13 protein-coding genes are annotated in these 11,426 nt (G+C 59.2%); 2 read left to right on the top strand and 11 right to left on the bottom strand.

Annotation, left to right across the window (positions count from 1 at the left end; genetic code table 11):
* Nucleotides 1-90 precede the first annotated feature (90 nt).
* Nucleotides 91-438: a c-type cytochrome gene (locus ABEV74_RS18655; RefSeq protein WP_430148368.1), complete on the top strand. Its 348-nt coding sequence runs from the start codon at nt 91-93 to the stop codon at nt 436-438.
* A gap of 76 nt (nt 439-514) precedes the next feature.
* Here ABEV74_RS18655 and acpS read toward each other — a convergent pair whose 3' ends face one another.
* From acpS to ABEV74_RS18620, 7 genes are all read right to left on the bottom strand, one after another.
* The gene (gene acpS / locus ABEV74_RS18650) at nt 515-922 is read right to left on the bottom strand and encodes a holo-ACP synthase (protein WP_430148420.1); all 408 of its coding nucleotides are present in this window, start codon (nt 920-922) and stop codon (nt 515-517) included.
* Between the two features lie 27 nt (nt 923-949).
* Nucleotides 950-1,759 (bottom strand): NAD(+) synthase, encoded by an 810-nt coding sequence (gene nadE, locus ABEV74_RS18645; RefSeq protein WP_062495597.1) that lies wholly within the window; start codon nt 1,757-1,759, stop codon nt 950-952.
* 16 nt (nt 1,760-1,775) lie between these two features.
* Nucleotides 1,776-2,210, bottom strand: a complete 435-nt coding sequence (locus ABEV74_RS18640) for a BrxA/BrxB family bacilliredoxin (RefSeq protein ID WP_062495599.1) — start codon at nt 2,208-2,210, stop codon at nt 1,776-1,778.
* Nucleotides 2,211-2,390: 180 nt separating this feature from the next.
* Nucleotides 2,391-2,789: a DUF3905 domain-containing protein gene (locus ABEV74_RS18635; protein WP_430148365.1), complete on the bottom strand. Its 399-nt coding sequence runs from the start codon at nt 2,787-2,789 to the stop codon at nt 2,391-2,393.
* 13 nt (nt 2,790-2,802) lie between these two features.
* Entirely contained in the window at nt 2,803-2,943 is a 141-nt protein-coding gene (locus tag ABEV74_RS18630) for a hypothetical protein (protein ID WP_430148363.1), read from the bottom strand.
* Between the two features lie 55 nt (nt 2,944-2,998).
* A complete protein-coding gene (locus ABEV74_RS18625; protein WP_430148360.1) occupies nt 2,999-4,660 on the bottom strand; it encodes an ATP-binding protein in 1,662 nt (553 codons plus the stop codon).
* Nucleotides 4,661-4,808: 148 nt separating this feature from the next.
* Nucleotides 4,809-5,669, bottom strand: coding sequence for an alpha/beta hydrolase (locus ABEV74_RS18620; protein WP_430148358.1), 861 nt, complete (start codon nt 5,667-5,669; stop codon nt 4,809-4,811).
* 129 nt (nt 5,670-5,798) lie between these two features.
* Here ABEV74_RS18620 and ABEV74_RS18615 point away from each other — a divergent pair, with 129 nt between their 5' ends.
* A complete protein-coding gene (locus ABEV74_RS18615) occupies nt 5,799-7,073 on the top strand; it encodes a BaiN/RdsA family NAD(P)/FAD-dependent oxidoreductase (protein WP_430148355.1) in 1,275 nt (424 codons plus the stop codon).
* Between the two features lie 114 nt (nt 7,074-7,187).
* Here ABEV74_RS18615 and ABEV74_RS18610 read toward each other — a convergent pair whose 3' ends face one another.
* From ABEV74_RS18610 to ABEV74_RS18595, 4 genes are all read right to left on the bottom strand, one after another.
* Nucleotides 7,188-7,574: a hypothetical protein gene (locus ABEV74_RS18610; RefSeq protein ID WP_430148352.1), complete on the bottom strand. Its 387-nt coding sequence runs from the start codon at nt 7,572-7,574 to the stop codon at nt 7,188-7,190.
* Nucleotides 7,571-8,902: an ABC transporter permease gene (locus tag ABEV74_RS18605; protein ID WP_430148349.1), complete on the bottom strand. Its 1,332-nt coding sequence runs from the start codon at nt 8,900-8,902 to the stop codon at nt 7,571-7,573. Before ABEV74_RS18605 ends, ABEV74_RS18610 begins: the two co-directional genes overlap by 4 nt.
* A gap of 14 nt (nt 8,903-8,916) precedes the next feature.
* Nucleotides 8,917-9,618: an ABC transporter ATP-binding protein gene (locus ABEV74_RS18600; protein ID WP_430148346.1), complete on the bottom strand. Its 702-nt coding sequence runs from the start codon at nt 9,616-9,618 to the stop codon at nt 8,917-8,919.
* A 140-nt stretch (nt 9,619-9,758) separates the two neighbouring features.
* On the bottom strand, nt 9,759-10,664 hold the full coding sequence (locus ABEV74_RS18595) for an aldo/keto reductase (RefSeq protein ID WP_430148344.1): 906 nt from the start codon (nt 10,662-10,664) through the stop codon (nt 9,759-9,761).
* Nucleotides 10,665-11,426: the final 762 nt, after the last annotated feature.

Here is an 11,426-nt window from a genome sequence, read left to right as displayed (position 1 = left end):
CGAATACTCCGGCAAAAGCAGCCTGACTTGCCCGGTGTGCCGGAACCTTCTATACTGTAGGTGATCATACGGGATACGGAGGGAACCGATGTGGCTCAACATAACGGCGTATTCGTCCGCTTCATCGCGGGAGCGGCCATAGCTTGGACAGTACTGCTGGCCGCCGGATGCGGCAGCGCAAACAACGGCAAGTCCGCGCTGGACGGTTCGCCTGAAGTCAACGCCTTATACAAAGACAACTGCATGTCCTGCCATGCCAGCGGCCTCAATGGCCGGATGGGCGAAAAGACCGATCTCCGCAAGGTGGGATCGCGGATGAGCGAAGCGGAGATCTACGCGCAAATCGAGAACGGCAAAGGGCTGATGCCTGCGTTCAAGGACCGGCTTGCGCCGGAAGATATCGAGCGCCTCGCGCAATGGCTCGCCGCGAAAAAATAACCGTGCTGCCAGCAAAAAAAGGGGCGTCCGCCGCCAACGGCTAAAGGACAACCCCTGCTCTCGAAAAACTCGCCGGTTAACGAATGAGACGCATGCCCGAGTCGGGCCGATCTTCGGCGACGGCGAACGCCGATGCAAGGCCGCGCTCATGGGTGATCGTAACGAACAGGCGGATGCGGCTTCCGTCGAGTCCAAGCCGCTTCCATGCCGCCTCGGTCAGCAGCGCCTCCGGTTTACCCATGGGGTCTTTGCCGATATGAATGTCGGCAAACGATACTTTGGCGCCAATACCGCAGCCGAGCGCCTTGACGACCGCTTCCTTCGCGGCGAAACGGCCGGCGACGAATTCCGCGCGCCGCTTCTCCGCGCAGCCTGCGGCCAGTTCGCGCTCGCCCGAAGTCAGAACCCGCTCCAAGAAGCGGGCGGCCAAGCCGCTCTCCAGCAGCCCGGCCACCCGTCCGATGTCGACCAGATCATGCCCGATGCCGATAATCAGTTTTCGTCACCCGCATTAGATGCCCGGAATCGGCGACCGCTTGTGCTCCGTCTTCAAATACTGCTGCTCCAGCTTCTCGCGCACGGCCGCGTCGATCTCCTTGCCTTCCAAATAATCGCTGTTGTCTTCGTAACGAATACCCAGTTCGCCTTCGTCCGTCTGGCCTTCCCACAATCCCGCCGTCGGCGCCTTGTTCAGCACGCTGTCCGGCACGCCCAGCACGACGGCGAGCTGCCGCACCTGCCGCTTGTTCAGGGAGCTGAGCGGCGTAATGTCGACCGCGCCATCCCCCCATTTGGTGAAAAATCCGGTAATCGCCTCGGAAGCATGGTCGGTGCCTACGACAAGCAGATTGAGGTCGAAGGCAAGCGCATATTGCGTAACCATCCGCGTACGCGCCTTCACATTGCCCTTGGCACCGCGGCTGAGATGCCGGTGGATGCCGAGCGACTTGAACGCGTGCTCGACTTCCAGCGCGATCTCGTCGACGGCGTCTTCGATATTGGTTTCGACCGTATATTTCAGGTTGAACGCCTTGGCCACAGCGTAGCTGTCGTCAATATCTTCCTGCTTCCCGTACGGCTGAAATACGCCGAGCGTCATATACTCCTTGCCCGTCTCGGCGGTCAGCTCGTCGGTCGCCCGCTTGCACAAGCCGGCCGCTACGGCGCTGTCGATGCCGCCGCTGATCGCGATGAGCAGCCCGGACATGTTCGCCTTGCGCACGTGATCCTTCAGAAAATCGACGCGCCTGCGAATTTCCTGCTCCGGATCGATGCTGGGCTTTACGCCGAACCGCTCGATAATTTCCTGCTGCATGCTCATCTTCGCCTGCGCCTCCCTACCGGCAAAAACGGTCAAACGCTCCCGTCAAATCCGCGGCGATTTCCGCCGCCGAGCGATTCTCGATTTGGTGCCGTTCGATGAAATATACCAGTTCTCCGTCCTTCATCAACGCGATCGAAGGCGAGGAAGGCGGGTACGGCGCAAAGTATTCGCGGGCTTTCGCCGTCGCTTCCTTGTCCTGTCCGGCAAATACCGTAAACAGGTGATCCGGCGTCACATCGTGACGAAGCGCCTCCGCCACGCCCGGGCGGCACTGGCCGGCCGCGCAGCCGCAAACGGAATTGACGACGACAAGCGCCGTTCCTTTGGCGTTCGGCAGCTTCTCTTCCACTTCTTCCGGCGTCCGCAGTTCCTGAAAGCCGATACGGGTCAACTCGTCGCGCATCGGCTGAACCATATCCAACATATATCGCTCAAATGACATCGACATGGGGCAATCCACTCCTTCTCTTCCTCATTTGACTTTTATTATACCGCCGGTCCGTATTGAAAGCAAAGAGAAAAGGCGGCCGCGAATAGGCCGCCTTCCCGCCGCTGCCGGCATTCGTGGCGCGCGCCCGCCCGAACAGGCGGCGCGTCCGCCGGCTTGCGGCCGCGAGCTGTCATGCCGTTATCTGTCCTCCGGATTGTCATCCGCATCATCCGCGGAACTTTCTTCTTCGTCTGCGGCCGCATGACCGGCCAGCTCGCCCGAGCGGTAACCGGCATTTTCTTGCGGGTGCATGAAAATGCCGGACGCGGGCGCAATGCCGCGTTCGAAATATTCGCGATTTTCCGCGGTGTGGAACCCGACATCCTTAAACGGATGAACCCACTGATCGCCGGCCATAATCGCCGGGTCGGTATCCTCCGTCCATTGGCTCAGCGGCGACTCCGGAGAATCGTATTCGTGATCGCCGATCACGACGCCGTATTCATTCACGAACGGCTCGCGCGGCCCCCGGCCTTTCCGAAACTGCGGCAAAAATTCGATTTCGAACGGATCGTAAGAGGGGTCGTCCTTGCTCATTCGATATCGCTCCCTATTCCGCCGGCCGGTTCGGGCCGTTCAGCCTTCTGTCGATGCCGGGCACTTCCGGCGTATGGTCGAGCGGCGCCTCGCGCGCCTTCGACGGACGCTCGTCCCCGGCTTTCCTTTGGCCACGGTTCTTGTTTTTGTGCACGTTGGAACCTCCTTCCAACGTTAGTATGCGACGCCGCACATCCCGTTATGCCCGGTTAGGCCGGGGGCTGCTCGAGCCCCAGCTTGACGGTGAACGTCGTCCCCTCTCCTTCGCGCGATTCGACCTCGATGACGCCGTTGTGTCGCTCCACGATACTCAGGCAAAGCGGCAGTCCCAAGCCGGTGCCGCGCTCCTTGGTCGTAAAGAACGGCTCGAACAGACGCTCGATTTTCTCCTCCGGAATGCCAATGCCTTCGTCCGTAACCTGCAAGACGACAGCGTCTTCGATGGCGAAGGCCGCGATTCGTATTTCTCCCTTATCCTCCATCGCTTCCATTCCGTTGCGCACCAGATTGAGAATGAGCTGCTTGATTTCCTTCTCGTTCAGTTCGAGTTCGGGAAGATCTTCTTCCAGATCGAGCTCGATCTTGAGCCCCCTCATGTTGGCGTCGGCCATCAGCAGCGGCAGCAGCTCGAGTATAATGCTGTTGAGCGAGCAGCGCTCCTTCTCGATCATCCGGTTCTGGGCAAGCGATAGAAAGTCGTTAATAATGCTGTTCGCCCGGTCGAGCTCGTCGAGCACGATGCGGAAATATTCCTGCAGATGATCGGGGCTCCGCTCTCTCATCAACTGGACAAAACCGCGGATGACGGCCATCGGATTGCGAATTTCGTGGGTAATGCTGGCAGCCATCTGGCCGACGAGGCTGAGGCGTTCCATCCGCCCGAGCTCGTCCCTGAGCCAGTTCAGTTCGGTCACGTCGTAAAAGATCAGCGCGGCTCCGGTTATCGCTCCGCTTTGCAGATCGCGAATGGAGAACGACGTTTTGACATAGGTTTTTGCATCCGTTTTGCTAAGGTGGGATGTCGCTTGCTTGCCCTTCAGCGCTCCGTACAGAAGCTCCTGGCTCTCCTTGTCGATTCCTTCCGAAAGACGCGGGAACGAAAGGCCAATCAGCTCCAACCGGCTGCGTCCGTTCACATTTTTATGAAACAGCTGCATGGCCATTTCATTAATATGCGTAATGCGGCCTTCCCTGTCGACAATGACGACGCCGAGACTCGTTTCATCGATAAACTGCTGCAGCTTTTGCGCTTCGTTGCGGAAATTGCCGGACATATGCTGCAGCTGTTCGTGCAGCTGCTGTTTTTCTTTTACGCTCTCGACAATAAAAAAAGAGGCCCACTGCACCGCCAATCCGACCGTGCTAAAAGCAAATACTTGCAGCAGACAGCCGAAATCGAGCGGCATATTCGACGCCCGGACGGTAACGACATACAGCACGACATGGCACACATACAGCACGCCGGCCAGCATCCATGCCATTTTCATGCGATCGTGGCGCTTCGCCAGCCGGAACGGCCGGATTGTCAGCACCAGAAGCGGAACAAATATCATAAGAAACGATAGAAATCCTGCAAGCTCCCATGATGCGTCCATGCATATCGCCCGCAGCCCTATGTACAGCACGGTCAACATGGCCATTGTCGGCAATCCGCCGTAAAGAGAACCCAGTATATAAGGGCTGAGGCCCAGATTCAGCTCATAGCCGTCAACTACATATGACGTCAGCATGCATAGAGCCATCGCTCCGCCGCACAGTGCAGCCAGCAAGAGGGAAACTTCTTTCCAACTGTCCGACCTGTCGTACCGTATTTGGAAAGCGAGCGCGGGTACAAGCGCCAGGATGGCTTGCAGCAGCATTTCCTTCCACACCGAAAATCATTTTCCCCCCATCTGTCGTGCGGTTATCCTCCTGATATTACCGATTAAATCATATGTATTCTTTTTTTTACAATCTGTGGGTTCAACCGGCGATAGATTGATAGATGCGCGCATACGAACGCTTCCGTCATTCGGCCGGTCATTCGCGGAACGGCTCGCGCGGCTTTGAACGGAGCCTTGCCTTAAGCCAGCGCGTCATATGCCGGATGACGTCATCCTTGTCCAGATCGCGATGCAACTCGTGATAGCCGCCATCCCACGGCACAAATTCGCAGCGGCTTCCGACCTGACGGGCCAATTCCCGGCTGGCCTCGAACGAAGTGACGCGATCGGCCGTCCCGTGCATCAGCAGGAGCGGCGTATCCAGCTCCCGCGCATGGGCAAGCGCCCATTCGCCCGCTTCCTCCAGCGCAACGAACATGCCGGGCGTAATCCACAGGTGGTTCAGCGGATCGGGCTGCGGCGCTGCGTCGGACGCGGCCCGAAACAGATCGCCCGGTTTCAATCCGGTGCGCTGCGGCAGCGTCGGCCAAAGCCGGGCCATTATCCGGCCGATCCGCAATTTCAGCGCGGGCACGCGCATCGCCAGACGCAGCCAGGGACTCGACAGGATAAGTCCGTCAAGCCCGGGCCGCAGCCGAAGCGCACAGTTCAGCGCGACGGAACCGCCCATGCTGTGCCCGTACAGAAAACGGGGCAGGCCGGGATGCCGCGTCCGCGCTTCCTCCAGCAGCAGGCCCGCATCGCTTACGAGCGCCATGATCGAGGGCGAATGGCCGCGCCGGCCGGCGGAACGGCCGTGACCGCGCTGGTCGTACGCCAATACGGCAAAGCCGGCTTCCGCGAACGCGCCGGCAAGCTCCGCATAGCGGCCGCTATGCTCGCCCATACCGTGCACAATACAGACTGTTCCGACCGCCTCGCGTTCGGCAGGCAGCCATTCTCTGGCGTACAGCGTCAGTCCGTCCGAAGCCGCCAGCTTCCATTCCGTGTGAATCATCCGTGAAGACCTCCCCCAGACCTTTTCTTATTGCCGGCTGTCCATTTGGTATTTGCCGCGAAATTATTTACAATTAATATAACACGTGAAGAACAGACGGGCGAATGCCTATTTTGTAAAGGAGCATCCATGAATTATGACGTCATAATTGCCGGCGGAGGACCTGCCGGTCTGATGGCCGCCGTTGCCGCCGGCTCCGCCGGCGCTTCCGTGCTTCTTGTCGACAAGGGGGACAAGCTGGGGCGCAAGCTCGGGATTTCCGGGGGCGGCCGCTGCAATGTAACCAACCGGAAGGAACCGGACGAACTGATACGCTATATTCCGGGAAACGGGAAGTTTTTGCACAGTGCGCTGAGCAAGTTCGGCAGCCGGGAGATTATCGCCTTTTTCGAGGAAATGGGCATCAGGCTCAAAGAGGAGAATGAAGGCCGCATGTTCCCGGTAACGGACAAGGCCAAAAGCGTCGTCGACGCCCTTATTCGCAAAGTCCGTTCGCTCGGGGTGGAAATCCGGGTCAACGTAAAGGTGGATTCGCTGGACATCCAGGGCGGCGAGCTGCGCGGCATCCGGCTGGCCTCCGGCGAAACGGTCCGCGCTTCGGCGGTTATTGTCGCCACCGGCGGCAAGTCCGTGCCGCGCACCGGATCGACGGGGGACGGATACGAATGGGCGAAGCAAGCCGGCCATACGATTACCGATCTGTACCCGACCGAAGTGCCGCTGACCTCCCCCGAGCCATGGATACAAAGCCGCGAGCTGCAGGGGCTCTCCCTCTCGGGCGTCGTCCTGACGGTATACGACAGCAAAGGGAAGAAGCTTGTCGCGCACGAAGGCGATATGCTGTTCACCCACTTCGGCCTGTCCGGCCCTGCGGCGCTAAGATGCAGCCAATTCGTCGTCAAGGCGCTGAAGCGTTCGGGTGCGGAAACCGTTACCGTGGCGATCGATCTGCTGCCGGACAAATCGGCCGACGATATCTATGCGGAAACGCTGGAGCTGGCGCGCAACGAGCCCAAAAAGGCGGTGCGCAATGCGCTGCGAGGGTACATACCGGAGCGGTTGCTGCTGTTTCTGCTTAACCGGTGCGGCATTGACGGGGAAGTCACATATGCCAACATTCCGAGAGGACCGTGGCGGGAGCTTGCGATGCAGATGAAATCGCTGCCCGTCCGCGTAAACGGTACGCTGTCCATCGAGGAAGCGTTCGTCACGGGAGGCGGCGTTCATCTGAAAGAAATCGACCCGCGGACGATGGAGTCGAAGCTGCTGCCCGGGCTTTACTTCTGCGGGGAAGTGCTCGATGTGCACGGGTATACGGGCGGCTATAACATTACCGCCGCTTTCTCGACCGGCTATACGGCCGGTTCCAGCGCGGCGGCGAAAGCTATGCTGGTTCACCGCTAGACAAAGCGCAAACAGCCTTCCGTGCCCGCCTGACAGGCGGACATGGAAGGCTGTTGCTTTGTAATCCGGGGCGGAAACCGAAATTGGGGCGATCCGCCGCCGATACCGGGACTTTCAGCCGTTCTCCTCGACCGGAAAACCGTTGAACGGCAATTCGGTGCCATCCCGCGTTTCGTCGGCAGGCTCATCGCCGGATGCGTACGCTTCCGTCCAATCCTCGTTCACGATATGAGCCGGAATCGGCACCTGATCCATCGCATAGACGCCGTCAGCCAACGAGCTTTCGAGCAGCGGCGACGTTTCGATCAGCCGGCCTCCGTGGGCTTGCGCAATTTCCAGTGCCGAGACGACGTCGTCCCGTTCCAAATGAAGATGAAGCCGGGCATCCTCCGCTAGCATCGAATCGTAACCGAGCTCGATCATCGTATCGCAGGCTGCGGCGGCGGATGCGGCATCGCTGAATTGAAACAACAGGGCGGTGCTGCTGTTGGCTATCATCATGGTCGATCTTCCTTTTTCTCGTCAGTGTGCCCGGAAACGGGCTCCTCCATTCGTTCCCGCTCGTCCCCGTATATCCCGGACTCCTCCTGACGAACCGTCATCAAACTGCCGATGACCGATTGAAGCAGCGCCGACCATCCGAGGATGGCTGCTGCGGCAAGCGGCGCTCCCCACCAGCCGAACGCTCTCCAGCCGGCATAGGCGGCAAGCCAGACGGTTCCCGGCAACAGCAGCCAAAACCGGACCCGGTTGCCGCCTTTCGCAAGCGCCGTCTTCCGCCAGCGGAATTGCGCCATAAAAGGCTCGTTCAGCCAGCCGCGCCACCCGTCCTGCAGCCAGATGGAGGGCAATACCGGCACCGCCGCCGCGAGCCCGAGTCCGAGAGCGGCAGGAGAAAGCGCGACGGCGGCCGTCGATACGGCGAAATAGCCGTACAGCACTCTTATCAGCCGGAACTGGCGCAGGCACGATTTGATGTATTGCCCCGCTATGACATCGGCCTGATCGTTGCCCCGAAAAATGCGTCCCGAACGGCGAAATAAAAGCGGCCGCTTGAACGATATGACGGGCTTCTTCTCGATCACCTGGCTCATTAGAAGCTCGGTGCTGGAAAGCCGCGCTTTCCGTTCGCGCGCGATATCGGCTTCGAATGCCCCGCGCTGTCTAAGCCGTGCGACGGCTGCAAGCAAGACGGCTGCAAGCACAGCCGCAACCGAAGCCGCGAACGGTACCGGCTCGCTTAAAACTACGGCGACGGGAACGATATAGATTGCCGAGAGCACGATGACGAGCGCCGTCCCGGCCGCATATTTGCGCCAGCTGCGATATCGCGTCTCCATCATGGCGAAGGTGAGCGAGGACAGCAGACCGCACAGCGCGGTGAACGCCGCCCAGCCTATAATTTGCCATGCTTGCAGGTCTAGGCCGAGCGCCAGCCAAGGCAATGCAACAACAAACAGCACGGCGGTCTTGACGATCTGCCCCGCAGCCGTATAGACGATGCCGAGCTTCGCCAGCGTTCTCACCCATCGCGGCCGCTGCATCAGAAACAGCAGGTCCGCCTCTTCGACAAAAACGCGCAGTCTTCCGGACAGCACGCCGAGCAGAAGCAAGGCGACGCTCCCGATCGCCAGCGGGATGTTGGAGAGCCAGGCGGGCTCGTCCCGCCATAGGTCGGCATACAAGCCGCCGCAAATCCACAGTCCGGGGATGAGCAGATAGAGCCATACGGTCCAGTCAAGCGCCGTCTTCCATACTTTGTACTGGCTCCTCCAGAACGACGCGACCCGTTTCGCGAACAGCCGGGGAGGCGTCCATCGATGTCCCATCGCTTGGCCTCCCCTCATGTCAGCGCGTCGAAGCAGTCGAACAGCGAAGCGTCCGGCGCGAGCCCCGCTTGTTCGCGAACCTCATCCAGCGTGCCGGTAGCGACGACCGTTCCGGCGTTGACCAGCACGAAGCGGCTGCATATCCGCTCCGCCGTATCCAGCACATGCGTCGACATGAGGATGCCCGCTCCCCGCTTCCGCTCCGATTCCAACAACTCCAGAAAGTCCCGCGTCGCCCGCGGGTCCAGCCCGACGAAAGGCTCGTCGACGATGTAGACGTCCGGCTCGAGCATAAACCCGATAATGAGCATCGTCTTCTGCTGCATTCCTTTGGAAAATTTGACCGGATACTGGTCGCGAGCGTCGGACAACCGGAAACGCCGGAGAAGCGCTTCGGCCCGTTCGGCCAGTTGCGGACCGTTCAGTTCATAGGCCGACGCAGCCAGCTCCAGATGCTCCCATAGCGTCATATATTCGTACAATACGGGCTGTTCGGGCACGTACGCATACCGGCCGTTGTCCCCCAGCACCTGCACCTTGCCTTCCATATGCCGCAGCAGCCCGAGAATCGTCTTGATCGTCGTGCTTTTGCCCGCGCCGTTCGGTCCGATCAGTCCGACCAGTTCGCCGGCCCCGACCTCGAATCCGATATCGCGTATGACCGGCTTTTTCTCTTCGTATCCGGCAAAGCGAATGTCCGCTTTCAACACTGTCACAGCATTTCCCCCCGCTCTCTACCCCTAGACGCATGTAGCGCACTGATTCGGCGCTCTTCTATAATCATCAATCGTCGTTCTGCGACTATATCATTTTCTACGTCGGATAGAGGCCGCGGTTCCACTGTTCCGGTATGCCGTTATTCCTGGACCAGTTCCGCCGCCCTGGCGTTGCTCTCCACCTGGGAAGGATCCTTGCAGCCGGGAATGACCGCGGTCACGGCCGGGTGCTTGAGGCACCATGCGAGCGCCCATTCCGCCATATTGACGCCTTCCGGCACTTCCTCCTTGCGGATTCTTTCCACCTCTTCGATCATTTTGATTCGTCCTTCGGGATCGTTGCGTCCTTTGCTCGCCCGCACATCGTTTTCCGGGAAGACGCTGTCCTTCGAATATTTTCCGCTCAGAAAGCCGCTGGCGAGCGGCACCCGCGCCAATACGCCGAGGTTCTGATCCTGGCATGACGGGAATACTTCCTCCTCCGGCGTCCGGTCTAGCCGGTTGTACACGACCTGAATGACGTCGGCCTTCACTTTGGTGGCGTTTTTCGTCTGATAAATATTGCCGTTGTAGCCGATCGAGATGCCCAGATGGCGGATTTTGCCGGCCTGAACCTGTTTGTCCAGCATCGTCCACATGTCGTCGTTGTTGAAACGCTCGTCGGAGAGCGAATGGAATTGGTAAATATCGATATAGTCCGTGCCGAGCGCCCGCAGCGACTGTTCGAGCTGCTCCCTCACATCCTCCGCCGAGGAGCGGTCGTCTCGCTTCAGATGAGCATGGAAATGATGGCCGAACTTCGTCGCGATAATCCAATCCTCGCGCCGGTCGCGGCGAAGATAGCCGCCGATCAGCTTCTCTGACAGATGATCCCCGTAGCATTCCGCCGTATCGATCAGATTGATGCCAAGCTCCTTGCCTTTGCCCAGGATGGCGTCCACATCCGACTGCGTGTAGTCGACGCCCCATTCTCCGCCAAACTGCCACGTCCCGATGCCGACGACCGACACTTTCAGTCCCGTCCGTCCGAGTGTCCGGTACTTCATCGTTTTCATGCTCCTTTCCCAAATCAAAAGTATGTATTTCTTTTTTCATTCTACCATAAGCGCCCCCATTCCACCGCCAACGATTTGGGATATTCCGGACGGTCAGCATAAGCAAAAACGACTCCGTCGTCCCGCCCCCGCCGGGCGATTGCGAACCTCCAGGGCCTTACTCACTCGCGCCAACTCCGTCGGACGCATGTTTGCGAACCTGCAGGGCCTTATGCGTTCGCGCCAACTCCGTTGGACGCATGTTTGCGCACCTGCAGGGCCTTATGCGTTCGCCAGCCCCACCGGACGCCTGTTGAGAACCTCCGGGTGAACGTCGAATAGCCCCCACCTAGCGGCGGGAGCAGACTTCGACGATGCTGTTTCTTCAACCGGTATTCGGCCGAAAGCGCGTTCGACCAAGACATGAACGGTTCGAGCGCTTCGGCATCCAGCGGAGGGTATGAGCCGAAGTTCGGTTCGTTCACGCAGACGGAACGTTACTCTCAGACAGGACGTTACTCTTAGACAGGACGTTTCTCCTCAGGCAGGATGTTACTCTCAGACGGAACGTTATTCTCAGACGGAACGTTATTCTCAGACGGAACGTTACTCTCAGACAAGACGTTACTCTTAGACAGGACGTTACTCTCAGACAGGACGTTTCTCCTCAGGCAGAACGCTATTCCCAGACAGCACGTTTCTCTAACGAATATCACACGCCTTATTTCTGCCCATACGCTGCTTTTTAAGATTTAGCTATGATGAACGTAAAAC

The sequence above is a fragment of the Paenibacillus cisolokensis genome (genome assembly GCF_050481165.1).
Lineage (GTDB): Bacteria > Bacillota > Bacilli > Paenibacillales > Paenibacillaceae > Paenibacillus_AH > Paenibacillus_AH cisolokensis.
This window is presented reverse-complemented; position numbering and strand designations above follow the sequence as displayed.

Bases quoted from the DNA above. Each gene is read 5' to 3' on its own strand.
- ABEV74_RS18610 (WP_430148352.1), bottom strand. From the start codon at position 7,574: ATGATGATAGCCAACAGCAGCACCGCCCTGTTGTTTCAATTCAGCGAT.
- nadE (WP_062495597.1), bottom strand. From the start codon at position 1,759: ATGAGCATGCAGCAGGAAATTATCGAGCGGTTCGGCGTAAAGCCCAGC.
- ABEV74_RS18640 (WP_062495599.1), bottom strand. From the start codon at position 2,210: ATGTCGATGTCATTTGAGCGATATATGTTGGATATGGTTCAGCCGATG.
- ABEV74_RS18620 (WP_430148358.1), bottom strand. From the start codon at position 5,669: ATGATTCACACGGAATGGAAGCTGGCGGCTTCGGACGGACTGACGCTG.
- ABEV74_RS18595 (WP_430148344.1), bottom strand. From the start codon at position 10,664: ATGAAGTACCGGACACTCGGACGGACGGGACTGAAAGTGTCGGTCGTC.
- ABEV74_RS18615 (WP_430148355.1), top strand. From the start codon at position 5,799: ATGAATTATGACGTCATAATTGCCGGCGGAGGACCTGCCGGTCTGATG.
- ABEV74_RS18605 (WP_430148349.1), bottom strand. From the start codon at position 8,902: ATGGGACATCGATGGACGCCTCCCCGGCTGTTCGCGAAACGGGTCGCG.
- ABEV74_RS18635 (WP_430148365.1), bottom strand. From the start codon at position 2,789: ATGAGCAAGGACGACCCCTCTTACGATCCGTTCGAAATCGAATTTTTG.